This window comes from Fibrobacter sp. UWH9 (genome assembly GCF_900129715.1).
In the GTDB taxonomy this organism is placed as follows: domain Bacteria; phylum Fibrobacterota; class Fibrobacteria; order Fibrobacterales; family Fibrobacteraceae; genus Fibrobacter.
Window position 1 is genome coordinate 91412 of sequence record NZ_FQWP01000004.1, and the last position, 26066, is coordinate 117477.

Consider the following 26066-nt stretch of genomic DNA (forward strand, 5'->3'; position numbering starts at 1 on the left):
TGTGTGGTGTTAATCACATTTTTTTCTGGGGTGTGGATTTTAACGGATTTGACGTCCTTTGAGATTGAAGTAGCGAGTAGATCCGTTAACATCGGTCTTTTTGATGTTTACGCTTCCCTTGCGAACAATCAGCTGGCTGCCAACTGTGTTTTTCGGGGAAATTTCGCGTTTCCTGGCGATACTGCTCACTTCAAAGTTGGCGGCAGAGGCTTTTTCGACGTCGAATACCTTGCCAGTAGAGGAAATTGCCTGGAGACCGTTGGCCAGGAAGGCGAAGGGGGCATTCCAGTTGATAGCCACTTCGTTACTGGCGTAGCTGCACTTGTTGTCGTAGAAGGATTTGGCGGGAGCGCTTTCATCGCGGTAGTCTACGTTGCCGCAGGACTTGATGTCGGTGGCGGCGGGGTTGGGACCGCCAGAAAGCATGCCGGGGACGGGGGCTTCAACGGTGTCAGCTGTGCTGGGACGATGGTGGGGGTGCATAACCTGGTTCACGCCATAGCCAGTCAGGTAAGACATATCCAGGGGGTTTCTTCCCATGAGGTAATCCAACAGACCTACTGCAGCATCCAGATACTTCTGTTCCTTGGTCAGGATGTAGGAGTAGATCAGGGCCATGCCCTTGTTGGCAGCGAAGCTATTGGAACCCCAGTTGAAATCCTTGCCGTCCATGGCGACGCCATAGCCGTTATCATTCAAAAGGTCAACGATCTTGTCTCCGAGACCCAAAACCTGAATTCTTGCAGAATCCACATCTGCCTTGTCAAAAATGGTGGGGTTGGTGGATACGGTGTAGGAAGTCAGCATAAAGGTGGTAGACCAGGTGGGCAGAGACGTTCTGGAATGGAACAGGGGGACTTCCTGGAACTTTGCCTTGATGGTTTCGTTCTTGCTGATTCGGAAAAGTTCGGCGGCGGCCCAGATTCGTTCGTCTGTAGCGGAGTTGTCGGAATAGGTTCCGGTGCCGACGCCCGAGGGCTGTACAAACTTTGCGTTAGGATTCAGTGTACCCCAGTAGTAAGCTTTTTCGGCGGCGCGAACGCACTTTTCTGCAAAAGCTTCGTCATAAGGCTTGTAGATGTCTGCTGCGAGAGCCATGACTGCTACGAAGTTCCAGGTAGCGGTGATGCTCTTGCCGATTGCGAAACGGACGGATTTGTCTTTTTCGGGCATGATTTCACCACAGAAATTCTTGGTGGTCAACTTGTGGAAAATACCGCCGTCGACATCCTGCATGGTCAGCATCCATTCAAGGTTCCAGCGGATTTCATCAAGAATGTCGGGAACGTCGTTCTTGCTTTCGGGAATGTTCAAATTCAGGGACTTGAAATAGTCTTCGTTCAGACGGTAAAGCTGAAGAAGGGTGTAGGTTGTGATGCCGGAGTTGACAATGTATTTGCCGTAGTCACCTGCGTCATACCATCCTTTGGCTCCATTAAAGGTGGAGATGTTGTCGATGATTCCTGTGGATTCGTGGTATCGAACAGCTGTGTCCGGGTGGCCTGCTGCGCGGGCGTACTTGCCGGCGAATTCTTCGGTCAGTTCGGTGGATGAACGCTGGAAGTAGAAGAACTTGAGGGCGGCCTTGCCGATTGCCTCATAGGCGTTATCGCTGACAATAATGGGGTAGCCTACGGCTTCATCGCCAATGTAGGCCTGGTAGGTGCCAGCCTTGGAAAGTTCGGAAAAATCTACAAGGGAGGCTGCTGTATCGCCTGCGGGTGCCCAAGGTGCCGCTGCAGGAACCTTTACGGACAGAGCCTTTGAACCGGAAGCGTCCTTGAAGGTAACTTCCATGCCTTCTGCGCCAACGACTGCAATTTGCTTGAGTCCCTTGGTCAAGAAGCCAATCTGGTTCTGGTGAACTGTTGCTGCCACAGCACTTTGGGCTGCTATAGTAGAGAACGCAGCGACAGTCAGGAATCTTGCGATACTTTTTTTGAAATTCATAAACCAATCCTCATGTTTGACTATAAAATTAAACAGAGCGAGGATTGTCTTGCTGAAATAATTGCACAAAAGTGTTTTCTGCTGAAAACACCCTAATGTGGAATGTTCTAGTATGTCTTACTTGGAAGAGAGTGCCTTATATAGGGCACGGATGGCATTGCCGCGGTGGCTGATGACTTTCTTTTCTTCAAGTTCCATCTGGGCGAAAGTTCTGGTTTCGCCATTGGGAACGAAGAGAGGGTCGTATCCAAAACCCATATCGCCTACGGGTGCATAATTGATGTTGCCTCGGCATTCGCCTTCATAAATCTTAGGCTCGGTCACGGAGAACTTTCCGTCTTCGCCCTTGATGACTTGCTGGTAGGAGAGGGCGCAGAAATAGCGGGCGGCGCGATCTTTGATTCCCTCAAGTTTTGCCATTAGTTTGTCATTGTTGGCGTTGTCATCGCCGTGACCGCCGGCATAGCGAGCACTGTAAATTCCCGGTTCGCCATTTAGTGCAAAAACTTCAAGACCGGAATCGTCGGCAAGAACGGTTGCTTCGATACCGCGGTCGGCGAGCCACTGGGCGGTAACGCTAGACTTGATGATGGCATTGGCGGCAAAGGAGTTTCCGTCTTCTACGATATCCCCGTCAAAACCGATGTCCTTGAGAGTCTTGAATTCATAGTGGTCTGTTCCCAGGATGTGGGCGAAATCACGAATTTTACCTGCGCTGCCGGTAGCGATAACAAAAAGACTTTTCATGGGTGAGGTTCGGTTAAAGGTTGATGGGGAAGATTAGTAGTGTTCCGGTTTAAGGACGATGAGGATTGCGTCGACGACGATACCTACGCCGCAAAGACCTCCAGTGCAAAGCCAGAGGATTCCCGTCCAGATTTTTCCTTCGTAAAAACGGTGCAGTCCTAGATAGCCTAGTAAGATACAGAGGGCTAGAGCTATCCACTTGTTGTGTTCACCTTGTGCGGGCATATGCATTCCTTTATTTACCGAGTTAAATATAGAAATTGTTCCTTTCCTGTAACACTTGGATATGTTTGATGTGTTACCCAAAGGAAATGAATTTTTAGAATCAAAAAAAATAAAGTCGGGCGGAGTTTTTTATATTCCCTAGTGAATATGAAAAATTATACCGTTAAATGTTTTAAGGTCGGGGCCGTTCTCGCTGCATCGGCTTTTTCTTTTGGTTTGATGTCTTGTGCCGGAAGTAATTCCGGGGTCGATAAGAAGACTGAAATTGATTCTTCTGCAGAAATGGTTGCGCCTGTCATTCCGCTGCCGCCTCCTTCTTCACCGGTTGCCGTTTTCGAAATGAAAGTGGTTTCTGCAGACAAGCAGATTCGTGTGGTGGAAAAGCCCACCATGGCTGCCCTTGATTTTGCCGCCTATTTTAACAATCCTATCCGTTGGGCCGGTAAGGATGAAAAGCCTGAAAATTATACTGGTAAGATGGCTTCCGCCGAGCTGAAGGATTATCCGTTCCCCATGCTGGATTCTCTTTCTGCTTATGAACCTGCCGTTGTCGGTGGACGTGCTCCCATTTCTTGGGAACCTTTTGCCAAGTTGATGTATACCCAGTTGGGTAACGATTCCCTGAATGTAATTTTGAATTCCGTGGAAGCGGTCAAGTGGGACGAACCTGAAGTGTTCCGTGCCTTCCAGAATGTGAATCGCATGTGGGGTGTTCCCATGAGTGACGGTTCTGTGGAATGGTGGGTCGAGGTGATGCCTGCTTTCTGGACGGGTCGCAGTGTTTTCTATGGTAAGCTGAAGTACAAGTCTACTGGAGAGGCTGCTGAAATCCTGAATTACTATCTAACTGGTGAGATGAATGCGGATGATGCCATGAACTGGGCTCGCACTTTGTCTTCTTACTGGTATCCGACCTTGAATACAGATTTGGAACCGCATACGGCAGGTGCTCCCTGGGAAAATGGTAAACCCTTTGCCGTGATGCGTGGCAATCCAATGGGCACGCCTATGTGGATCGGCTTTGAAGTTCCTGCGTTCCGTATGAGTGATGAGGCGATTCGAGCTAAGCAGGTGGCTGATTCTCTGGCCAATTCCGGCGAAGTGATTCCGGTGGAACGTCACTTGGATACAACGTCTGCATTCCGCCTTGAAACTTTGAATGAAGTGAAGGGTTCCTGCCCGGCGAACGAAGCTACCGCAACATTCCGCAAGGCTCTGGCAGAACAGATGGCGAAACTGCCCAAGGAACAGAATGCCTGGGCCGAAGTAGATGCTAACGGCAAGAAGGTGGAGGGAGGTTTCCTCTGGTTCCGTCGCAATGCAAATTATCTGCTGGCTGACAAGATTAGTGCCCAGGATTCTCTCCATAATCCGCTGCCCCGAATGGTAGAATTGAAGCAGTATCTGGATTCTCTTGGTATCCAATTGTTGGTTGTTCCAGTTCCGGTGAAAGAAGAAATCTATGGTGAAAAGCTTGTGCCGGGGACTGCTGCTGACTTGTGCGTCAATCCTGAAGGTCGAGCCTTTACTCAGGAACTTCTGGAAGCGGGTATCGATGTGCTGGATATTTATCCGGCACTTATGTCGGCAAAGGCTGGCGATGAACCGCCTCATTTCAGCTACCAGCGCTACGATACCCACTGGGCCTTGCCGGGTGAACTTGCTGCCATGGAACTTTTGGCCGGCCGCGTGACGCAGTATAGCTGGTACGCAGAGACGGGGGCTCAGCCTGGTTCCCTGAATTTGCAGGAAACGACCACCTTGCGTGAAGGTGATCTGGTGGCTCATTTGCCGGATGCAGAAAAAGCAAAGTATCCTGCGGATACCTTGAACGTGATGAAGGTTTATAAGGGAACTGAAACTTATAAGGGTGGTAAGAATGCTCCTATTCTTTTGATGGGGGATTCTTTTACGGGTGTGTTTGAAAGTGTGGATCAGAAGAGTGGTGGACCGGGTTCCTTGCTGGCTTATGCAACAGGTTTGGATGTACAGGTGCTTACCAGTTGGGGCGGTGGCCCTGGCGTGCGCAGCCGTATGATGAAGATGAAGAAGGATATGCAAAGCAAGAGACTCGTTGTCTACATGATGACAGCAAGAGACCTCTGGCAATCCCCCATGGAGTGGGACGCGCTTCGGTGATGATTAGTTTTGCTCCGGGCGATGCGTTTCGGTTGGGTGAAAACGTATGAAAAAGTCGAAATACATCTTTAAGCTGTTTGTTCCTGGAACTTTGTTTGTTCTGGGGGGTATTGGGTTGTATTGGCTTTGGGGTGGTCAGGGTGGAAATCCTAGCTACTTGGAAATGGCTTGTGGCTTTGAGGGTCGCTCTGTGGATTGCGCTGATTCTACGGATGATTGGCGAAGGGGGCTTGCGTTTTACGACAGTTCCCTTGCAGCTTCGGGTGATACCTTAGGTTCCCTAAAAAAATTGCTCTGGAATTTCTGGGATATAAAATTTGCCGGGGCGGGGGAGGCTGCGGTATCGGAAGGTTCCATTTTACCGTTGAAGGTTCTTGATGCGAAAACCTCGGGTTGTATGGGATTGGCCTGGCTCGCCATGATGGTGGCTGAGGCTCGTGAAATCAATCTTTCTGCAATTCTCTTGCCGGGGCATGTTTTTTTACGCTATGGCTCAGTAAACCTGGAACCTAATCGCCAGGGGTATTCCTACACGGATGACGAATACCGTGAAAAATACAAGTCTGGACCATGGACGGGTTTTGAATTTAAACCGTTGACATCCTCCCAGTTCATGGGGCTTGCCGCCTTTAACATGGGCAATCTGTATTTAAAAGATGATGTACATCACGCTCTGATTTGGTATCGGGTTGCAGAACAGTTTTTTCCTGATTATGAAGGCATAAAGGTAAACCAGCAGGTTGCAAAGAATAGTCTTTAATTTTATAAATTTGGTTGTCTAACCAGGACTATTTATGCCTAAACATCTCAAAAAATATTTGACATCGTTCTTTGCTTTGGGAATGGTATTTTGTTCTCTTTCGTGCTCCGATTCTGAACCGGAGGCGAAGATTGTGATGCCGGAGTATTTTCAGCCTGTAATGGATAGGGATTCTGTCGAAGGTATGCTCCGGATTCTTGCCGCAGGGCACTCAACCTTCTTGGGCTCGGAATATGGTAAGGTCAATGAACGCCCCGTGATGAAGGTGGAATTCGATTACAATTTTTCTGTGGGACGACATGAGGTAACCTGTAAGGAATTTAACGAACTGAAACTGTTGCAGATTCCTTGCGACAACGATAGTCTGCCTGCAACCAATGTTACCTTCTATGATGCGGTTCTCTTTGCCAATGGCAAAAGCGTCAAGGATCATAGGGATACAGCCTATTCCTACACGAAGGCTGTTTTTGACACAGAAGGACATTGCACTGATTTAGAGGGTTTTGTCTTCAGGCCAGAAACCGATGGCTACCGTTTGCCAACGGAAGCGGAATGGGTCCTGGTGGCCTCTACGGGTTGGAATCCTGATTTGTCTTGGAATGCCGGTAATTCTGACTATGTACTGCATCCTGTGTGTTCCGTGAAAAAGACTGGAAATACCCTGTCTAGGAAAGCCGTTAAAGAAGAATTGATGCTTTGCGATATGGCAGGTAATGCCATGGAGTGGGTGAATGACTGGCTTGGTTATTTCAAGGATACTACGATTTTAAATTATACGGGAGCTCCTGATGGAGGCTCTCTTGGTGAACGTGTTGTAAAGGGTGGAAGCTATCGTAATGATTTAACATCCTTGAATGTGTATTCCCGTGGTGATATCTATACGGTGACTTCTTCGACTAGGGCGGACTATGTGGGATTTAGGCTGGCTTATGGTAAAATCGCCAACGCAACATGGTTGTCTTCTGATGGCTCCGCCAACGGGAGCCGCGTACTTTCTCTAGTTAGCTCGTCTACCATGCAGTCCCTGGTGGGAACATTTTCTGCAAAGCTTGCTTTCCGAAACAATGTATCTGGAAACTTGAGCTTTGTGAATTATGCCAGTGGCCGTTCTACCGTTAGGGAAATCCATGATACACTGTCGGTTTATCATCCGGATATTTCCCCTGATGGTTCCAAGGTGGCCTTCTGTACCAAGTCGGAAGGAGTTAGCGGCCGTTCTGAACTTTATGTGCGTAATTTAGATGTGTCTGGTTTCGGTCTGGTTAAACTTGATGTTGAAAGTGCCGCTATACCTCGCTGGCGTGTTACCGAAGATGGGGATACGACGATTGTATATGTGACGGATGCTGGCAACAATAAAAATGATGATTCCTTTAAAGCAACTTCTACATGGCAGGTTTCTTTTGCAAACGGCAAGTTCGGTACTCCCAAGAAACTGTTTGATGGAGCCTATCATGGCGGTGTTAACGAAAAGTTGGCTGTAACCGGTGCTCGTTTGCTCCGTGCAAAAGTTGCCCGTAAGGGGGAAACCCTGGCTTCTTCCGCAAAGGATGAAGTATGGTACAATGGTGAACAGGCCTGTAACGTTTCCTTGTCTAAAGATGGCTCTGCAAGAACCTTATTCCTTGATTTTGGTGGAAAGACTGGTGCTGACTTTGTAGGCGAAAAATACAGAACTCACCAGCGCCTGCTGATTGCCGATGAGTCTGGCAAACTGGTACAGTCTGTTGCCGCTCCCGAAAACTATACCTTTGATCATAGCGAATGGGCTCTAAGAAACAATTGGAGCGACAAGGAAAATTTTGCTGTAGCTACTCTTACCGATTTGGAAGGTTCTCATGTTAGAATTGCCTTGATTAATCTTGCTGACAGTAGCGTGGTTGAACTGATTGAAGGTGATGACCTTTGGCATCCTAGTCTGTGGATTAAGCACAGCGGTCACGCAGGAGAAGAGTCTACGATTGATTGGGATAGTGCTGGCGTCTACCTCGGAGATGGCCATAATCTTGAACAGGCTCGCTATAGAATCAAGATTCAGAAGTTCTGGGAACAGTTAGACCGTACAGAAGTCCTGATGGTCGGAAGTTCTCGCAGTGAAATGGGCTTGAATCCCGACCTCTATCCGGAATGGAATATGCTGAATGTGGCTGTGTCGGGTATTGACGGTCATCGAGACTTGAATTTTATCCGAAACTACGCCTTGAAGCATGCAGACCGTTTGAAGGCTATTGTATTCTCTGTCGATTTGGATAACTGGCGTGGTGTCGAAGATCACTGGGCTTTGATTAGAGATTTTGTGCCTGGGTATATTTATGACGAAAACCACAATCATTGGGAAGATGGAATTCCCGAAGGCTTTGTTGATGCGGTTCGTGAAGCCTATCCTGCAGAAGATGAACTCGTGGAACAGTTTAGTGAACGCGGAAATATTTGGTCTGCTTCTCGCGGCTGGAATTCTGATCCGGTTGACGTCCTGTTTGACTCTGTCTTTACCGATAAACAGCTGGAATTCCTGGATAGTTGCTTGCAGGAAGTGGAAGCTCTGACTGATATTGCTGCAGAAAAAGGCATTTATCTTATCGGTATAATTTTCCCGCAGGCACCCCAATATGCCAATACCGGTAGCTTTGGTGTTTATGGCCTACAACGCAGTATCGCTGTTGAAAAAATCCAGTGGCTGAATGATTTGGCCAAGCGAAAGAAACATTTTATCCTGATGGATGAATACAAGATGGGTTACCATAACTACGCTGATGAAATGGCCTATAATCGTGACCATTTAAGTAGTGTGGGTGCCGAATACATAACAACCCGCCTTGTTGATGTGTTGAAAGGACTTAAGTAATGAAACGTGTATTTAGCCTTGCCTTGTGCATGATGGTCTTGCTTTTCTGGGGCTGTTCGGATTCTGCTAGCAGCTCTACGGAAGAAGGCTATATGCCAAAGGGAATGGTGTATTTTGATCCTGCCGCAGAATTTGACAACTTCCTTGGAACCGATGATGAAGATGCCAAGGAAAATGAAAAGACCAAGATGCGGGTCCTTTTCAACTACAGTTTCTACATGGATAAGCATGAGGTTACTTGTGGCGATTACAAGAAGTTGGCCAAGGGCGAAAAGTGGGGGAAGTTCGTTTCCTGTTCAAAAGAAAATTTGCCTGTGACGAACGTGACCTTCTATGATGCGGTTCTATATGCGAATGCCTTGAGTAAGCAAGAGAAGTTGGATACGGTTTATTCCTATACGGGAATGACTTTTGATTCCGACGGAAACTGCACTAACCTGGAAGGCTTCGTCTATAAAATGGAAAATGTGGGCTTCCGTTTGCCCACTGAAGCGGAATGGGCTTTTGCCGCAAAGACAAATTGGCTCCCGAAGAAAAGCTGGAATAGCGACAATTCTGATTATGAAGTTCATGAAGTCTGCACTACCGGCGATGATTTGAATGTGTGCGATCTGGCCGGTAACGTTGCGGAATGGGTGAACGACTGGCTGGGAAAATTTGCCGATACCACAGTGTATAACTTTGTGGGGGCGCTGAACGGCGGCTCCCTTGGTGAACGCATTATCAAGGGGGGGAGCTATCAGAATTCTCCCAAGTCCATGCATGTCTACAGCAGGGGTGACGTTTATACCGTAACATCTTCAACGAAGGCCGATTATGTGGGCTTCCGACTTGTCTATGGTCCCTTCCTTTCTGCGGTATGGTTGAGCAGTGATGGTACCATTAGTTGCAATCGCGTAGGTTCCGTTATTGACTATAACACCATATACCGCCTTTCAAAAAGTTATAAGGGAAAGCTTGCCTTTAGAGACGATATGACGGGAAATCTCGCCTATGTGGACTATTCTAACGGCTTCTTGAATGCTTATGAGTTTGATGATTCCGTTTCGGTCTATCATCCGGAAATTTCTCCTGACGGTCGATATGTCGCCTATTGTACAGGATTGGAAGGCGTAAGTGGAAAGTCTAACCTTTTTGTTAGAAACCTTGAAACTTATAAACGTTATAAGCTGGATAGCGATCATGCCGCAATTCCCAGATGGCGAGTTCTGGATAACGGAGATACCGTAATCGTTTATGTATCCGATGCTGGTAATAATAAGAACGAATCTGACTTTGAGAAAAAAAGCACTTGGCAGGTAACTTTCTCGAATAACCGTTTTGGAACTCCGAAGAAACTCTTTAACGGAGCCTATCATGGGGGCGTCAGCAACAACAATAAGTTTGCTGTGACGGGGGCCCGCCTGCTTAGAGCTCGTGTGGGTGGGGCGGATACGGTCTGGTATAATGGAGAACAGGCCTGCAACGTGTCGCTATCCCATGATGTTTGCAAGAGGACTTTGTTCCTGGATTTCGGTGGAAAGACTGGCAAGGAATTTGTTGGCGATGATTACAAGACCCACGAACGTATTCTTGTGGCCGATAGTACGGGCAAGCTCATTCAATCCGTAAAGGCTCCCGAAGGATTTTCTTTTGACCATAGCGAGTGGGTTCAGAATCGCAATCCTAATGAATGTTCTAACCTGATTGTGGCTACCGTTACCAATTCCAACAATGCTCATCCTAAGATCGTGCTGGTAAACCTTTCTGACAGTAGCGTTATCGATGTGGCCGAAAGTGATGAGTTGTGGCATCCCAGTTTCTGGATTCAGCAACCGATAAAATTGGAAAACGAATCTGTCCTTGATCCCGATAGCGCGGGTGTCTATATGAAGCCTAGCGACAGTCAAAGTGCGCTTCTGATGCGCTATAAGATGGAACTGATCTGGAAATATAGGGATTCCGCCGAGGTTGTTATTGTTGGCTCGTCTAGACCTTTGGATGGTGTGTCTCCGAACAAGATGAAAGATGATTTCTTTTCTATCAATATTGCGCAGACGCCAAGCTCCATTTATACCATTAGGGATTTGCTGCACAAGTATGTGTTCAACCATGTGAAGAACATGAAATATATCGTCCTGTCGCTGGATATTGATTTCTGGCATAAGGTCGATGGTGCTGACGGTGATAACTTCTTTGACTCTTATTACAAGAACTATCCTGGTTATGTGTACGATGAAAATCACGATTATTGGAAGGATGGATATCCTGAAGGTCTTGCGGAATATACTGAAGACGGACCTGGTGTGTTGTCCGGTTCAGATTATAAGGTGGATTATGGACGTTACTGCAAGGCGAAATGCAAATCCTGGGGCAAGAATCCCGAGGTCCTGTTTGACTCCACATATTTAGATGATCATCCCGCATTGCTCGACAGTAGCTTTAATACGTTAGTTTCCATTATCAAGGAAGCTAAGAAACGTGATATCTATGTGGTTGGCGTTTTGTTCCCGCAGAATCCGGCATACAAGAAAACAGGCGCTTACGGACGCTACGGCTTGCGTCGCAGTAAGGCCAAGAGCCTTATCAAGAAGATTGAGGCGCTGAGCGAAAAGTACCCGAATTTCGTGATGATGGATGAAAATAAGATGGGAAACCACGACTACGATGATGATATGGCTTCTGATGCAGACCACCTCTGCTATTATGGGGCTATGCGGATTACTAGCCGTATTGATTCCTTGCTCAAGACCTTGGAGTAGTCTTGCCTAGGATGCTTTCATTTATCTGTTTGACGGCAATTCTGGTTGCACTATTCCCGTTAACGGATACTGATATCTGGTGGCACCTGGCCTGTTCGCGAGAATGGGTGGTTACGTGGACTCCAGTTCGTGAACCTGTCGTAAATGTACATGAATACTTTCAGGCCGTTACGGGTTTTGTCTATGGTCTAGGTGGAGCCCCCTTGCTTGTATTTGCAAAGTCCTTGCTTTGGGGCTTGGTATTTTGGCTTTTCCTCCGCCCTTGCTATAAAACCTTAAGTTGGCTGGTGACGGTGTGCTTCGCCATTTTACTTTTTGTTTTCCGTTATCAGTTTGAAATCCGTCCTGTTGTATTCAGTCTTGTATTTCTAGGACTGTATTGGAATCTCCTTGAAAAAGTTTTTGATTCTGCCTGGGCCTTGAAAAAGAAAATGATGGTGTCGCTGCTGGTTCTCTTGGTACAGTGGCTATGGTGCAAATGCCAGGGATTGTACATTCTCGGCCCTCTCTTTGCATTCTATGTTCTTGTTTCCAGGGTTAAATGCTGGTGGCGTTCTCCATGGATTGCCTTTGTAATAGCAATGTTCTTGATGCCACTTCTTCATGCTGAAGGACTCCGGCTTTTCCTGTATCCGTTTGGACTTCTTGACCGGCTTTTAGGGCTTACGGAATCCGCCTCTATTTTTGCAAGTGAAATTGCCGAGAACAGGTCACCCTTCAAGATTCTTCTTGCCGGAGAATCTGCGGGAACTTCTGCGCTTGTAATCTTGATGTCGCTGGCGGGAATTGCGATTAGCCTACGGAGTTCTTTTAAGTATCGCTTTGGCCTGCTTGTGGTTTCGGTTCTCGCTTTGACCGCTGAACGGAATTTCGTGCTGTTCCTGCCCGTGTTCATCTACAGTGTGGTTGTGGTGACTGCCGGAGTGAATCTGTGGATAAAGAGAATGACCGCCCATGGGCGGCAAGTCGTATGGGGCATTCTGTGTGCGGCATTGATGTTTGTCGCAGGGCTTTGGTGCCGTTCTCTAACAACGTACGATTGCTCGATGATTTCGTATCAGCGTGTGCCTGTGTTGGCGGCACAGTGGATGTCGATGCATCCTCATTTGGGAAGATTGTTTAATGATGACCGTGCTGGAGGGTATCTAGCCTTTATAAATCCTGCGGATTCAACGTACATCGACGGACGCTTTATTTTAAAGTCAGCGGATTTTTTTCAGCAGTATCTAAACTTTGCCGAAAATCCCCAGGAGTTTGTAACTCATGCGCAAATTCATAATATAGATAGGGCCGTTCTTCCCTTGCGATATTACGCCCGTTGGGAAAAGCTGATTAATTCCTTGATTCAGTCGGGTCGGTGGACTTGCGTTTATAACGATGAGTACTTTGCAGTACTAGATCGCGTCAACTAAACGGATTCCAGGTTACGTTCTTTTATCTGTATGCATTCCTGGATGCGAAAATGGCCGCCAGCGTTATGGTTTGACCCACGGCCGGCGACCTCTTCTCTCTCATAGAAAATTTGAGTTACTTGATGCTGATTGCCTTCATCTTGGAAACGGATCCAGACTTTACGCGAACCAGGTACTTACCTGCAGGGAATGCGGCAAGGGAAAGTTCGCCCTGCACGTTGTTGATGTCCATCAGCTTGTCACCCTTTGCGGTAAAGATTTCAACGTTGGCGGTAGCACCGGAAACGTTCAATGCCTTGCCTGAGAAGGTTACGTCAAAGTTTGCGCTGTGCAAACCATGGATTGCTTCTTCCGGATTGGGTTCCGGAATGGGGGCGGTGGCGCACCTGGTGTAAGTGGTGGGATTGGTTGACAGATATTCCTTGACCATTTGACCGGAGGTGGTGTACTGCAGGCTGTTCCTGTTGGATCCGCTGCTGAATGCGGCGGTACCTTCTTCAACCTTGGAGGCACTCCAGTTTGCCCAGGAAAGTTTATTCTGATTCATCCAATTCTGCCAGCTGGTGTTGCGGCCGGTATCGGGATTGCCGCCGCCGTTTGCGTCGGCGGTTCCCCATTCAGACACGAATACGGACAGACCGGCGTTGATTGCCTGCTGGGCATTGGCGCCTTCGCAGGGGTCACCCCAGCTTGTCTGACCTTCCCAACAATGGGAATTGGCGTAATAGTGGAAGGTGTAGGCGATGTTTTCGCCGGTTACTTCGTTATTGATGGCTTCCTGCGGGTTTTGGTCATACTTTCTGTTGCCCACAAGAATCAGGTTGTCGGAATGTTGACGGATGGCGGAAACGACCTTGTCTGCGTAGTCCTTGATCACGCCCCAGGATGTTTCCTTGGGCTCGTTGTAAAGTTCGAAAATGACGTGGTCATACTGGCCCCACTTCTGGGCCATTTCTGTGAAGAATTTTGTTGCGTTGTCCACTTCTTCGTGAGCCTGATGGGAATGCCAGTCGATAACGACATAGATGTCGTTCTTGATGGCTGCTTCTACCACGGTGTTCATAAGATTGGTCTGGAATTCGGCATCGGTTGCATAGCCGGTAATGTGCTTGGACTTGTCGTTGCCGCAACTTTCCGTTCCGTCCTTACATCCCCACCAGTCTTCGTTGGTTGTACCCATGGCGGCACGGACAATCTGGACGTTCATGTCGTTGACCATAGTGGCGATACCTTCGGGAGTCCAGAATTCGGTAGACTTCGCGACCATACTCCAGTAAAGGCTCATGCCGCGAACCTGTACTTCGGCACCGTCCTTGACGCCTTCGCAGGAACCGTAAATGCGGCCCTGTCCGGCAGAATTCTTACCGGTGATGAGCTGGCCGTACTGGCTAACGGGACCCACGCGGGTGGGGGTGATTGTCTGAGCGGATGCCAGGCCAAAACCCAGGGTCATGGCGCAGGCGAGAGCGGGAATAGAAAACATCTTCATATAGCACACCTTTTTTTGTACTAAAATAAATTCAAAAGTTTAATTTGCGATTAATTGTAAGTGATTTATGTATACGGATGGAACCGATTGTGTTTCTCGTCAAGTTTTTGACCTTAAAAATGGGGAATGTCGGGTATAAAATGCTGATTTTTTTTAGAAAATAAGGCTGTGTTGCTATCTTTTGAGAGAAAAGTATAAGGCGCGAATTGAGGATTTTATGAAAGCAATGAAGTTTGTATTGCCCAGTCTGTTTGCAACTGCTATGGCTTTTGCCCAGCAGGGTGCTCCTACCGGAGCTGCCGTTGACCCCACCGCCGATGAACAGAAGGCTTTGGACGCCTTGAAAGGCAAGGTGGAAGGTATAATCGCCTGGTCTACAAGTCGAGCAAATTCTCATCACGATATCTGGCTTATGAATGCCGACGGAACTGGCGCTCATGCCCTGACTGCTAGTGACAATGTGGACTGGTTCCCCAGAATTTCCCCCGATGGATCCAAGGTGCTCTTTAACCGCAGCAAGGGCGGTTGGGTTCCCGAAAACGATGCCAACTACCCCGAAAAGTGGGACCTCTGGATGGTAAATCTGGATGGAAGTGATGCCCATAAGGTGGTTGAGAATGCGACCTGGGGTACGTGGCGCCCTGATGGAAAGTCTATTGTGTTTAGTCGTGCAGGCAAGGTCTTTACCATGGATTTGGCTTCCAAGGCAGAAACTATGATCCTTGACGGCGAAGTCGCTTTTGACAAGTCTGGCGTAATTCTTCAGGAACCGAATATGAGTCCTGATGGAAAGCATCTGGCTATTACTCTTCGCGGTTCCATGCGTGAAACTGGCGTCTGGAATCTGGAAAAGGGTGGCTGGACCAAGTCCGGTGACGGTTGCCAGATTGACTGGAATTTTGACGGTTCAAAGCTTTATCGCGTGAATCCTACGGGTAATGGCGGTACTGCCGCTCCTAGCGAAATTTTGTGGTTCTCTGCCAAGGATGGCAAACAGGTTGAAAAGGTTGGCTTCTTTGGTATACCCAAGAATGTTCGTCTGATGGATTTGCCGGGTCGTCGCAGTCATGAATACTTCCCCAGAATTTCCCCTGACGGAAAGTGGCTGGTGTGGGGGGCTACCGATAAGGGCCATGACCACGACATGTTCGACTACGAACTTTATATGTGGAAGATTGGTGAACCGGTAGAAACTGCAGCACGTATTACTTATCATTCCGGTAATGACCGCTGGCCAGACATTTGGCTGGGCAAGGTTCCTGTTAAGGCTGCGCCTGTTGCCACCGTTGCTGATGTAAAGGCCCAGGCTGCCGCAGCCGTTGCAGGTGGTGCAAGCGATGCCAAGATGGACGAACTGATCAAGTCCATTGATCGCCTGACCGATGCGGTGAATGCATTGACCCGCACTCAGATGGACAAGAACATGGCCGCCGAAGGCGCTGAACACATTCCCGCAGGCGTCGCCGAGGCCAAGTAATGTTCTCCTCCCGCGTGTCATCCTGAACGAAGTGAAGGATCCAGCAAAATATGTTCTCTGAAAAGAAATTTCTCGCTACAAAGGAAACCTCCAAGTACAAGCGCTTGGCGGAACTTCTGCGTGTCATCATTTTGCAGTTGGGCGATGACGTTTCTCGTGCCAAGAAGGAATTTGAAACCTACGCAGAATGGATGAAGCTTCCTCCCGAAGAAACTCTGGTGGGCAAGAATCAGGCCCAGATGATTGACCTATACAAGACCTTCCGCACCCGCGCAGGCCTTGGCTTTGAACGTGACGTTTATCTGGAGCAGGAACCGGGCGACCGTCTGGAAGCCGCGGAAAAGCCTATCCAGTTTGCGGTTCTGGTTCACAACCTCCGCAGTGCCTTTAACGTAGGTTCCATCATTCGCAGTACCGACTGCTTCGGTCTCGAAGGAGTTCACCTTAGCGGCTATAGCTGTAGTCCCGACCACGTCACCGTGAAGAGCGCTGCCCGTGGCTGTCAGGAATGGATTCCTATCAAGCGCTGGGAAGATCCCTTTGACTGCATCAACTGGCATAAGGAAAACGGATACGAAATTATCGCCCTTGAAACAGGTGAAGATATTCCGGACATAAATAAAGTAACATGGCCGGAAAAGGGCCTGATTATCCTGGGTAACGAAGAACTGGGTATCGCTCCCGAAATCATGGCCGCAACCACCATGAAGGTGACCATTCCCATGGCAGGCCGCAAGGCCAGTATGAACGTGGCAGGGGCCTTTGCCATCATGGCGTTTAAGATTCGCTCGGACAAATCTGCATAAAAATAGAGGCTGTTCTCGAAGGGTACCTGAAATTTTTTCAAGGAAATGGAAAATGAAAAAGAATTTCTTGACAAGTGTTGCGTTTGCGTTTGCTTTGGGCCTTGTGGCCTGCGGCGATGATAGTTCCTCAAGTGGACCGTCCGGGGATGAAAATGCTGCTGAAGAATCCTCCTCTAGTGTCATCCCGAGTTCCTCCTCTAGAGTCATCCTGAGTTCCTCCTCCAGTGTCATCCTGAGCGATAGCGAAGGATCTAGCAGCTCTGTGGTTTCCTCTAGTTCCGTGGAGTCCTCTTCATCGGTTGTTAGCTCCTCTAGCGAGAAAAGTTCCTCTTCTATTGCTAGTAGTTCCAGCTCTGCGGTTTCCTCTATTTCTGTGGAATCATCTTCTAGCGTAGAACTACCTCCTTCCTCTAGTGTCATCCCGAGCGAAGTCGAGGGATCTAGCAGCTCTGTTGCATCTTCCAGCTCCGCGAAGTCTTCGTCGTCGGTAGCAAGTAGTTCCTCGGTAAAGAGTAGTAGCAGTGTAGTTGTTGTAAAGGGGTCCATGACCGATTCTCGCGACGGTCAAGCCTACAAGACAGTCACCATCGGCACCCAGACCTGGATGGCTGAGAACTTGAACTACGACCCAGGCGATGTGTCTAGCATGAGTAGCTTCGCATGGAGCGGTTGTTACAACAACAAGGCGGACTCCTGTGCCAAGTATGGTCGTCTGTACACCTGGGAAGTTGCCATGGACAAGGCTAATTGTGCCTATGGCAAGAAGTGCAATGCTTCACTTAATCCGACAACTCCTGTTCAAGGCATTTGCCCCGAGGGCTGGCACCTGCCAAGCCATTACGAGTTCGAACAGTTGATCAACTTTATAGACCCAGACTTCGGTTATAACCATACTGATGACGCTTATTCATCTACCGCTGGCCAGCACCTGAAGTCCAAGTCCGGCAGCAATGGGACGGATGCTTACGGTTTCTCCGCGCTCCCCGGTGGTGGCAGGAACGTCAGTGGTGGCTTCTACAGTGCCGGCAACTACGCTGGCTTCTGGTCTTCGAGTGAGCTCAATAGCGACGACGCCTTCAACTTGGAACTGTCCTGCAGTAGCGAGAACGCGCGCTTCAGCTGGACCTTCAAGGTCATCGCAAAGTCGGTTCGCTGTCTTAAAGATTGATTTTTTTGTAAAACGTGTACTTGACTACCATTTTTACAAAATTTATATTTGAAGCATGATTAGGCGCCAAATCAAAGGATTCCTGTTAAAGTCTGCTTCGCAATACCCGGTTGTACTGGTTCATGGCCCCAGGCAATCCGGGAAAACCACTCTTTGTCGCGACACTTTCGCCGACAAACCCTACATATCTCTAGAAAATCCTGACACTAGGGAAAGAGCTTTGCAGGATCCCCGGGGGTTCTTCAAAAGTATCCCGAACGGGGCCATTCTTGATGAAATTCAAAATGTTCCCCATTTGCTATCCTATATGCAGCAGATTGTGGATGAATCAAATCAAAAGGGTCTGTTCATCGTTACGGGCAGTAATAATTTTGCATTACAGCAGGCTGTTACGCAGACTCTTGCCGGTCGTGTCGCCATGCTTAAACTGCTGCCTTTTTCCCTGGACGAAATCAAGGAACTGAACGCAAATGATTCCATCGACAGTCTTATTCTTTCTGGAGGGTACCCCCGCTATATAACGGAACGCCCAGACAGGTTCTTCTTTTACCAGAATTACATTTCAACCTATGTTGAGCGGGATGTTCGCCAGATTGTCAATATAAAGGATACGGCTCTTTTTCATAGATTCCTTGTTCTTTGCGCTGGGCGAATCGGCTCCATATTGGATTACACTTCTCTTTCTAACGATTGCGGAATCAATGTTAGAACAGCGAAGGAATGGCTGTCGATTCTTGAAGCTTCGTTTATCGGTTTCACATTAAATCCGTGGTACATGAATAGGACTAAACGCTTGATAAAATCGCCGAAGTTCTATTTCTACGACACAGGGCTTGCATGCGCCTTGCTAGGAATTGCCGAAGAGTCGCAATTAAACCGCGATCCTTTGCGAGGCAATCTTTTTGAAAACCTTGTGATTCTTGAAAGAATGAAACGTTCGTTTAATTGCGCGGAGCAGAAAAATTTCTGGTATTATAGAACCAGTGACGGCAAGGAAATTGACCTTGTTGAAGAAACTGGAAGAATCTTGACTCCTTTTGAAATAAAGTCTTCGGAAACGTTCAATTCGGAATTCGTCAAAAATTTCGGAGTCTTTGAAAAGGAATATCCCGAAATGTGTGGCGAAAAAACGGTCGTTTATGCAGGCCACGAAAGTTTTGAATTCAAAGGCGTTCAAGTCAAGAATTTTAGATAAAAGTTTGCGTTCTAGTTTTCCCAAAAAAATACCCCTAAAAACACCTCAAAAGGGGTGTTTTTTGCTTTAAAATGTCAGGTTTTTACAGCCCGCTTTGTAAGAAATTTCTATTTTTTATAGAGCATGCAAAATACCCCTAGAACACGAGTTCTCATCGTAAACGACGATGGGTTTAGGAGCGACAATCTGCGCGCTCTTGCGGCTGCCTTGTCCAAGGTGGCTGACGTGTTCGTTTTTGCCCCCGAAACGGAGCAGAGCGGGGTTTCTCAGGCCTTTACCGTGCGTAGGGCTCTGAGGATTAAGGCCGTTCCCGCCGATGATGATGCTCCGGTGGCTGCCGATGGATCTAGGAATTGGCTTTTCGGTTTTTATTCTGTGTCTGGAACTCCCGCTGACTGTGCCAAGTTTGCCCTTGGCCATTTCGCCAAGTTCGGGCTTTCCCAGGAACCGGAGGGTTGCCCGGGTGTAAGTTCTGCGGCAGGGGAGTTCGACGTCTGTTTCTCTGGCGTGAATGTGGGTGAAAATTCCGGCGTCTCGTCCTTGTATTCCGGTACGGTGGCCGGTGCCCGCGAAGCCGCCCTGTGGGGTGTTCCTGGTGTTGCACTTTCCCTCCGCGGTTGCGGGGGAGACCTGCTGGAAACTGCTGTTGAATTTGCAGTTCGTGTGGTCAAGGATCGCCTGTTCGAGAATGTCGCTCCCGGTACTTTCTGGAATGTGAACTTCCCCAAGGTAAAGCCTGCGGACTTCAAGGGCTTCAAGGCTGCGGTCATGGCCCGCGAAATGTTTACGGACCATTATAGTCTGGTAGACGCAGAAGATGGCTCTGGCGACAAGCTGTGGCTGCTGGATGGCGACAAGTTGTGGAATGAATCCCCTGTGGATAGTGATGACTATCTGTTGAACCAGGGTTATGCGACTATTACGCCCCACCGCATCAACCAGACCGCCTACGAAAGTTTGAAATTAATAGATGAGATGATAAATGAAAAATTAGCGGAGGGTGGCCAAGTTTAGGAGTGCTTTCCTAACCACTAACCACTAACCACTAATCACTAATTTGAGGAAAAGTGAATGTCTGAAGAAATGCTTCCAGGTACTCAGTTCAAGTCCTTGATTGAACAGGACATGCAGGACTGCTACCTCCGCTACTCCATGAGCGTGATTGTGGCTCGTGCTCTGCCCGATGCCCGTGACGGCTTTAAACCGGTGCATCGCCGCGTCATGTACAGTATGCATAAACTGGGTGTGCTTCCCAATAAGCCCACCGTGAAGTCTGCCCGTATCGTGGGTGACGTGATCGGTAAGTACCACCCCCATGGCGACTCCGCTGTATACGAAACTCTGGTCCGTATGGCTCAGGACTTCTCCCTGCGCTATCCGCTGGTTTTCGGTCAGGGTAACTTCGGTTCTATCGATGGTGACGGCGCCGCTGCAATGCGTTATACCGAAGCCAAGATGAACAACCTGGGTGTTCTCATGCTGGAAGATCTTGAAAAAGATACCGTAGACATGGGTCCCAATTTCGATGAATCCTTGGAAGAGCCGAAGGTCCTGCCTTCTGCCATTCCCAACATGCTGGTGAACGGTACTACCGGTATTGCTGTGGGTATGGCCACCTCCATGGCACCCCATAACCTCCGTGAAATTGCAAACGCTATTCATGCTCAGGCTGTAAATCCCGACATTACGGGCGAAGAACTGCTGAACTATGTCAGCGGTCCGGACTTCCCTCTGGGTGGCATCATCTGCGGTCGCGCAGGTATCCGTGATGCATACCTCACTGGCCACGGCAAGGTCCGCCTCCGTGCCCGCACAGAAATTGAAACCGACAGCCGCGGCAAGCCCCGCATCATCGTGACGGAAATTCCGTACATGGTGAACAAGGCTGAACTCTGTAAGAAGATTGCAGAACTTGTTAAGGACAAGCGCGTCGACGGCATTACCGACATCCGCGATGAATCCAACAAGGAAGGTATCCGCGTCGTTATCGAACTCCGTAAGGATGCCGTTGCAGAAGTGGTTCAGAACAACTTGTTCAAGAATACCCAGCTGCAGACTACCTTCAGCATTTACAACCTGGCCCTGGTGAACAACCTGCCCAAGGTTCTGACCCTGAAGGACTTAATCCAGATTTATATTGACCATCGTCTTGATGTGATCACCCGCTCCACCCAGTTCGACTTGAAGAAGGCTGAAGCCCGTCTCCACATTATCGAAGGTCTGCGCATCGCTACTCAGAACATTGATGAAGTGGTGCAGATTATCAAGAGCAGCGCAACCACCGAAGCCGCAAAGAAGTCTTTGCAGGATCGCTTCAACCTGGATGAAATTCAGTCCCAGGCTATCGTGGACATGCGTCTTGCCCAGCTTACCGGCCTGAACCTGGAAAAGTTGGAAAACGAATACAACGAACTGATCGCTCTCGTTGCCGACTTGAAGGATATCCTGGAAAAGCGCGAACGTCGCATTGCCATTATGCTTGAAAAGCTGGATGCCGTTGTGGCTAAGTTCGGTGACGAACGCCGCACCTCCATCGAAGATGCTGTAGACGATTACGACTACGAAGACCTGATTGCCGAAGAAGAACAGGTAATTACCTTGAGTAAGGAAGGCTACATCAAGCGCCTGCCTATCGATACCTTCAAGGCTCAGTCTCGCGGCGGTAAGGGCGTTGTTGGCACCGGCCTCAAGGACGATGACGACGTGGACCAGATCTTTACTGCAAGCACCCATAGCTACCTGCTGGTGTTTACCAACAAGGGCCGTGCCTACTGGACCAAGGTTTATCGCCTGCCCGAAGGTAACCGCAACAGTAAGGGTCGCCCCATTATCAACTTCATTGGTCTTACCGAAGGCGAAAAGGTACAGGCTATTGTGCCCGTTCGTAAGTTCGGCGGTTACTTCTGCCTGGTATTCGCTACCAAGAAGGGTATCGTCAACAAGATGGACCTCACCCTCTTCAGCCGTCCCCGTAAGGCTGGCGTCAATGCCATCAGCCTGGATGAAGACGATGAATTGGTGAAGGTACAGCTGGTGGGTATGTCTGCCGAAGAATTTAACGCCTCTCAGGAAGGTGACGACAATGATGAATCTGTAGAATCTCAGACTGCAGAAAATCAGGCCGCCCCTGAATCTGAAGATGGCGACGATACCGCTGCCCAGCCCATTGCCAAGGACCTCCTGATGCTTGCCACCAAGAATGGTCAGGCCGTAACGTTCCCCATTAGCTGCATGCGTTCCATGGGTCGTGGCACTCACGGCGTGAAGGGCATTACCCTGGCCGAAGGTGATGAAGTCATCTCCCTCATCTGGCTCAAGGAAGGCAACAAGATCGTGACCATTACCGAAAAGGGCTTTGGTAAGCGTTCTCAGCCCAGCTCCTACCGCGTGACCAAGCGCGGCAGCAAGGGCGTTCGCAACCTCAGTGCCGACGGTATGGAAAAGACCGGTTCTGCAGTATTCGTAGAAAGTGTTGCAGATGATTACGACTTGATCATTACCAGTAAGGAAGGCCAGGTCATCCGTATCGAAGCCGATTCTATCCGTCTTACCAATCGTAGCGCGATCGGCGTGAAGTGTATCCGCCTGAACGATGGCGACACCGTCCAGGATGCAACTGCTCTGCCTAGCGTCGAAGACATCGAACATGATTCCGCTGAAGCCAAGGAAACCTTCGATCACGTCGAAGGCGTTGAAGTGGATGACGATTCCGTTGTGAAGGATGATTCTCCGGAACAGCAGATTGGTGCTCCTTCTGAAGACTAGCGATAGTTTGTTCTAAATTATCGGTTAAAACTTTTAATCCCTGTTGCTTATTATTGCAACAGGGATTTTTTTACGGAACTCTATAAAGCCAACGTTCTTTTTGTTGATTTTTTTTAGAAAAAAGCTGTTTTTTACCTGTTGTAGCTGTTGTAGAAGGCTACAACGGAATTGATCCAGTAGTGCTTAACAACCGATGTAGAATAGTATAGATTAGAATAGAGTACAAATAACCCCCCGAGAGGATAAGTATGAGTATCAAAAAAGTTTTAACAACAGCCTTTGCCATGGCTGCAATTTCGTCATCCATTTCCTGGGGACAGACCGTTACCTGCTCCAATGGCACATCCCAGAAAATGGGTAGCGCCGGTGGCTATGATTACGAACTCTGGAGCCAGAATGGTGCCGGTTCCGCAACTATGAAGCTTAACGTAAGCGACGAAAATGGTGGTGCTTTCGAAGTTGAATGGCAGGGTACTATCAACATGTTAGCCCGTACCGGAAAGCGTTGGGGATCTAACTCCAGTGTTACCGTACAGAATGTGGGTAATATTACCTCTGAATTTGAAGTGGAATGGAGCTCCACCGACAACGTGAAGTATGTCAGTGTCTATGGCTGGGGCTATTACGACCAGGCGGACATTCCCAGTGGTTTCAGCAATGAAATTGAATACTACATTGTCCAGGATCGCGGAAGCTACAATCCTACCCAGGGCGGTAAAAAGTGGGGTTCTGCAACTATCGATGGTATTAGCTACGATTTCTATACTACCGACCGTATTCAGCAGCCTTCTCTTTCGGGTACCAGCACCTTTAAGCAGTATTGGTCCATCCCGTCGAATACGAGCCAGCATCGTACCAAGGGTACCATTTCTATTTCCAAGCACTTCAGCGAATGGGCTAAAGCTGGTATGAAGATGGGTAAGCTGTATGAAGTTGCTTCCATGAAAATTGAATCCTACACTGGAAATACGGGTACTGCAAAGGGTTATGCTAAAGTTAAGAAGAACCTGCTGAAAATCGGTGGCAGTGCCGATGAACTTGCCCTCAATGTAACTGCATCTCCGGCTGCTGCAGGTACTGTGACAAAGAGCCCCAGCGCTAACTATTATGCTCCCAAATCTACTGTACAGCTCACCGCCAAGGCTAACGAAGGCTGGAAGTTTGTGGGTTGGGAAGGTGGCGCTACTGGTTCTACCGAAACCATTTCTGTAACCATGGACAAGGAAAAGTCTGTGGTCGCCAAGTTTGAATTGGTTGGCGAAACCTCTGTGAACCTTCTTAAGGATGGTAATTTCCCTAGCGGCAGCGTGATTTCTACAAGCAACGATGCATCTTGGTTCCTGGGTCAGGGTACAAACTGGGGTGGCTCTGCTGCAAAGACTTCTGTTGCTGGTGGCTCGGCTACGGTTGACGTTACCACTACTGGTAAAGAAACTTATATGCCGCAGCTTGTTCAGTACGGTGTGGCTCTTGATAAGGGCATGAAGTACAAGTTGTCCTTTAAGGCTAGCGCAGATGTTGCTCGCAAGATTGAAGTTTCTTTCCAGCAGTCCGTAGACCCCTGGGGTGCATACGCCACTAAGGAATTTGACATCACCACCACGGAAAAGGAATACGCATTTATCTTTGCTATGGAAGAAGATTCTGATGATGCCGCTCAGTTTGCCTTCAATTTGGGACAGGCTACAGGTGCTGTCAAGATTAGTGACGTCAAGCTGGTCTTCACCACTGCTGAACCGGGTTCCGAAACTGATCCTGGTACGACTTCTTTCGGTTCTATGGTTCAGGGTGTTCAGTTCGAACTGGCTGTGGGCAGCTTCCAGGTATTCGATATGCAGGGTAAGAGCCTGGGCTTGGTTGAAGTTGCTGCCGGTACCTCTCTGAAGGATGCCCTCAAGGCCAAGTTCCAGCAGAGTGGTGTCTATATGGTTCGCCAGGGCAATCGACTCCAGAAGGTTTCTGTCTCTCGCTAAGAAAGGCAAAAGGTTTCGTTACTCACTCAATTGCTCCTTACAAAACCTCTGTGATTAACGAAGAAACGTCCCGTGAATGCGGGACGTTTTTTATGTGTGCGTGATATGAAAAATTCCCGAAAGATGAAGGAGGCTTTTTGGGGGCCTCTTCAAAGGCGGTTTTCGGGACTTGTTTTTATTTCAGCAAATCTTCGGGAACGGCCTCCGCCATGGCCTTATAGGCTGCGGCGCTAGGATGCAGGTGGTCACCAGAGTCAAAGCCTGGGGCGAAACATTCTGGGCGGGCGGAATCGCGTACAGCGGCGTCAAAATCAACGCAACCGTCGAAATCCGCTGCGGTTCTCAGCCATTGGTTGAATGCGTTACGGATGGCGTCGCGGTTTTCGTTGTAGGTGCGCCAGCCGTAAATGGGGAGCAGTGTGCCGCTGTAAACTTTGAGACCTAGCTTGCGGGCGTGGGTGAGGTAGATTTCCTGAATGCCGCTAATCAGATCTTCTGCGGTAGGCATGTCGCTCCAGGGACGGAACTTATTGACTTCGACGCCCACGGGATGGATGATGTCGTTGATGCCATGCTGGATAATTACTGCAGAAGCTCCCGCTACGTTCAATTCGATGGGGAAGCGGGTGGCGCCCTTTAAACCGTAGGCGGCATAGGTGATGCAGTTGTATTCGCGGAGAATGCGGGTGCCGCTGACGGCGCGACGAATGACGGACACATTGCGGAAGCCTGCGTCCCATGCGCGCAGGGCGAGATAATCGGGCCAATCCTGGGCGGTAATGGAATCACCGTAGCAGACCAGGGCGTGGTTCTGTTCTTCGGTGAATACGTCGACGGTGTTCAGGAAGTAAAACCAGTTGGTGTTGCGGGTTAAATCGGCGGGAAGGTCGCGGTCCTTGGCGAAATTGCCGTAGCTGTACTTGCCATTGGAAAGAGGGCCCGTAATCAGGGTGCCTGCGTTCATTTGTGTGAAGTCTGCGAAGTACATGCTGACTTCTATGGTTTCGCCGGCGGTAATGTCAAAGGCGATGGCGTCGCTTTCTACTTCGGTGCCGGGGGCCATGGTGATGGAGACCTTGCTATCAAAGGTGATGGCTGCGGGGGTGTAGGTCGTTGCGTTTGCGGTTTGCGGAACTTGCTTGGCGACGAATGCGCTTGTAATGGTGACGGGTTCAGTTCCTGTCAGATTGGAAAATCTGAAACGGATCTTACTTCCCGAAAAACAAATGCGGATGGGGTAGCGGAGGGTGATGTCCTTGGCGTATACCGCTGCAGTTCTGTCTGTGATAGAGGTGGCGTTACCCCAGGCGGCAACCCATTTGGTGAATGTGGACATTGACATAACCTTTTTTTAAAGTTAGCGTTCCTAACCTG

General features: G+C 48.9%; 17 protein-coding genes. 12 read left to right on the forward strand and 5 right to left on the reverse strand.

Features of this window, described 5'->3' with window-relative positions; all coding sequences use genetic code 11:
* Nucleotides 1–39 precede the first annotated feature (39 nt).
* From BUB94_RS04940 to BUB94_RS04950, 3 genes are all read right to left on the reverse strand, one after another.
* On the reverse strand, nt 40–1950 hold the full coding sequence (locus BUB94_RS04940) for a glycoside hydrolase family 9 protein (protein WP_073283676.1): 1911 nt from the start codon (nt 1948–1950) through the stop codon (nt 40–42).
* Between the two features lie 117 nt (nt 1951–2067).
* Nucleotides 2068–2697 carry an RdgB/HAM1 family non-canonical purine NTP pyrophosphatase gene (gene rdgB / locus BUB94_RS04945; protein WP_073234722.1) on the reverse strand — a complete coding sequence of 210 codons (630 nt, stop codon included), beginning with the start codon at nt 2695–2697 and terminating at the stop codon, nt 2068–2070.
* 33 nt (nt 2698–2730) lie between these two features.
* Nucleotides 2731–2922: a TM2 domain-containing protein gene (locus tag BUB94_RS04950; protein ID WP_073157379.1), complete on the reverse strand. Its 192-nt coding sequence runs from the start codon at nt 2920–2922 to the stop codon at nt 2731–2733.
* 147 nt (nt 2923–3069) lie between these two features.
* Here BUB94_RS04950 and BUB94_RS04955 point away from each other — a divergent pair, with 147 nt between their 5' ends.
* The 5 genes from BUB94_RS04955 (at nt 3070) to BUB94_RS04975 (ending at nt 12819) form a co-directional block, all read left to right on the forward strand.
* Nucleotides 3070–5061, forward strand: coding sequence for an alginate O-acetyltransferase AlgX-related protein (locus BUB94_RS04955; protein ID WP_249269301.1), 1992 nt, complete (start codon nt 3070–3072; stop codon nt 5059–5061).
* Nucleotides 5062–5107: 46 nt separating this feature from the next.
* A complete protein-coding gene (locus tag BUB94_RS04960) occupies nt 5108–5821 on the forward strand; it encodes a transglutaminase family protein (RefSeq protein WP_073156812.1) in 714 nt (237 codons plus the stop codon).
* Between the two features lie 82 nt (nt 5822–5903).
* Nucleotides 5904–8666 (forward strand): TIGR02171 family lipoprotein, encoded by a 2763-nt coding sequence (locus BUB94_RS04965; RefSeq protein ID WP_158236672.1) that lies wholly within the window; start codon nt 5904–5906, stop codon nt 8664–8666.
* Nucleotides 8666–11407: a TIGR02171 family lipoprotein gene (locus BUB94_RS04970; protein WP_073156806.1), complete on the forward strand. Its 2742-nt coding sequence runs from the start codon at nt 8666–8668 to the stop codon at nt 11405–11407. The genes BUB94_RS04965 and BUB94_RS04970 overlap by 1 nt, the downstream gene beginning before the upstream one ends.
* Before the next feature lie 11 nt (nt 11408–11418).
* A complete protein-coding gene (locus tag BUB94_RS04975) occupies nt 11419–12819 on the forward strand; it encodes a hypothetical protein (protein WP_073234728.1) in 1401 nt (466 codons plus the stop codon).
* Between the two features lie 115 nt (nt 12820–12934).
* On the opposite strand, the gene BUB94_RS04980 is transcribed toward BUB94_RS04975, so the two are convergent.
* Nucleotides 12935–14308, reverse strand: coding sequence for a glycoside hydrolase family 5 protein (locus BUB94_RS04980; protein WP_073156803.1), 1374 nt, complete (start codon nt 14306–14308; stop codon nt 12935–12937).
* Between the two features lie 217 nt (nt 14309–14525).
* Here BUB94_RS04980 and BUB94_RS04985 point away from each other — a divergent pair, with 217 nt between their 5' ends.
* From BUB94_RS04985 to BUB94_RS05015, 7 genes are all read left to right on the forward strand, one after another.
* The gene (locus BUB94_RS04985) at nt 14526–15785 is read left to right on the forward strand and encodes a TolB-like translocation protein (protein ID WP_139260132.1); all 1260 of its coding nucleotides are present in this window, start codon (nt 14526–14528) and stop codon (nt 15783–15785) included.
* 50 nt (nt 15786–15835) lie between these two features.
* Nucleotides 15836–16591 (forward strand): TrmH family RNA methyltransferase, encoded by a 756-nt coding sequence (locus tag BUB94_RS04990; RefSeq protein WP_073234731.1) that lies wholly within the window; start codon nt 15836–15838, stop codon nt 16589–16591.
* Nucleotides 16592–16643: 52 nt separating this feature from the next.
* Nucleotides 16644–17759 (forward strand): fibrobacter succinogenes major paralogous domain-containing protein, encoded by a 1116-nt coding sequence (locus tag BUB94_RS04995; RefSeq protein WP_083538115.1) that lies wholly within the window; start codon nt 16644–16646, stop codon nt 17757–17759.
* A gap of 55 nt (nt 17760–17814) precedes the next feature.
* Nucleotides 17815–18954 carry an ATP-binding protein gene (locus BUB94_RS05000; protein WP_073234734.1) on the forward strand — a complete coding sequence of 380 codons (1140 nt, stop codon included), beginning with the start codon at nt 17815–17817 and terminating at the stop codon, nt 18952–18954.
* Nucleotides 18955–19077: 123 nt separating this feature from the next.
* Nucleotides 19078–19968 carry a 5'/3'-nucleotidase SurE gene (surE, locus tag BUB94_RS05005; protein WP_073234737.1) on the forward strand — a complete coding sequence of 297 codons (891 nt, stop codon included), beginning with the start codon at nt 19078–19080 and terminating at the stop codon, nt 19966–19968.
* A gap of 57 nt (nt 19969–20025) precedes the next feature.
* A complete protein-coding gene (gyrA, locus tag BUB94_RS05010) occupies nt 20026–22719 on the forward strand; it encodes a DNA gyrase subunit A (RefSeq protein ID WP_073161478.1) in 2694 nt (897 codons plus the stop codon).
* A 248-nt stretch (nt 22720–22967) separates the two neighbouring features.
* Nucleotides 22968–24692 (forward strand): glycoside hydrolase family 11 protein, encoded by a 1725-nt coding sequence (locus BUB94_RS05015; protein ID WP_083538116.1) that lies wholly within the window; start codon nt 22968–22970, stop codon nt 24690–24692.
* Between the two features lie 175 nt (nt 24693–24867).
* On the opposite strand, the gene BUB94_RS05020 is transcribed toward BUB94_RS05015, so the two are convergent.
* Nucleotides 24868–26034, reverse strand: coding sequence for a GDSL-type esterase/lipase family protein (locus BUB94_RS05020; RefSeq protein ID WP_073234740.1), 1167 nt, complete (start codon nt 26032–26034; stop codon nt 24868–24870).
* Nucleotides 26035–26066: the final 32 nt, after the last annotated feature.

What these genes read in the sequence shown, in the direction of transcription:
- BUB94_RS04940 (WP_073283676.1), bottom strand. Translation starts at nt 1,950, where the DNA reads ATGAATTTCAAAAAAAGTATCGCAAGATTCCTGACTGTCGCTGCGTTC.
- rdgB (WP_073234722.1), bottom strand. Translation starts at nt 2,697, where the DNA reads ATGAAAAGTCTTTTTGTTATCGCTACCGGCAGCGCAGGTAAAATTCGT.
- BUB94_RS04950 (WP_073157379.1), bottom strand. Translation starts at nt 2,922, where the DNA reads ATGCCCGCACAAGGTGAACACAACAAGTGGATAGCTCTAGCCCTCTGT.
- BUB94_RS04955 (WP_249269301.1), top strand. Translation starts at nt 3,070, where the DNA reads ATGAAAAATTATACCGTTAAATGTTTTAAGGTCGGGGCCGTTCTCGCT.
- BUB94_RS04960 (WP_073156812.1), top strand. Translation starts at nt 5,108, where the DNA reads ATGAAAAAGTCGAAATACATCTTTAAGCTGTTTGTTCCTGGAACTTTG.
- BUB94_RS04965 (WP_158236672.1), top strand. Translation starts at nt 5,904, where the DNA reads ATGGTATTTTGTTCTCTTTCGTGCTCCGATTCTGAACCGGAGGCGAAG.
- BUB94_RS04970 (WP_073156806.1), top strand. Translation starts at nt 8,666, where the DNA reads ATGAAACGTGTATTTAGCCTTGCCTTGTGCATGATGGTCTTGCTTTTC.
- BUB94_RS04975 (WP_073234728.1), top strand. Translation starts at nt 11,419, where the DNA reads ATGCTTTCATTTATCTGTTTGACGGCAATTCTGGTTGCACTATTCCCG.
- BUB94_RS04980 (WP_073156803.1), bottom strand. Translation starts at nt 14,308, where the DNA reads ATGAAGATGTTTTCTATTCCCGCTCTCGCCTGCGCCATGACCCTGGGT.
- BUB94_RS04985 (WP_139260132.1), top strand. Translation starts at nt 14,526, where the DNA reads ATGAAAGCAATGAAGTTTGTATTGCCCAGTCTGTTTGCAACTGCTATG.
- BUB94_RS04990 (WP_073234731.1), top strand. Translation starts at nt 15,836, where the DNA reads ATGTTCTCTGAAAAGAAATTTCTCGCTACAAAGGAAACCTCCAAGTAC.
- BUB94_RS04995 (WP_083538115.1), top strand. Translation starts at nt 16,644, where the DNA reads ATGAAAAAGAATTTCTTGACAAGTGTTGCGTTTGCGTTTGCTTTGGGC.
- BUB94_RS05000 (WP_073234734.1), top strand. Translation starts at nt 17,815, where the DNA reads ATGATTAGGCGCCAAATCAAAGGATTCCTGTTAAAGTCTGCTTCGCAA.
- surE (WP_073234737.1), top strand. Translation starts at nt 19,078, where the DNA reads ATGCAAAATACCCCTAGAACACGAGTTCTCATCGTAAACGACGATGGG.
- gyrA (WP_073161478.1), top strand. Translation starts at nt 20,026, where the DNA reads ATGTCTGAAGAAATGCTTCCAGGTACTCAGTTCAAGTCCTTGATTGAA.
- BUB94_RS05015 (WP_083538116.1), top strand. Translation starts at nt 22,968, where the DNA reads ATGAGTATCAAAAAAGTTTTAACAACAGCCTTTGCCATGGCTGCAATT.
- BUB94_RS05020 (WP_073234740.1), bottom strand. Translation starts at nt 26,034, where the DNA reads ATGTCAATGTCCACATTCACCAAATGGGTTGCCGCCTGGGGTAACGCC.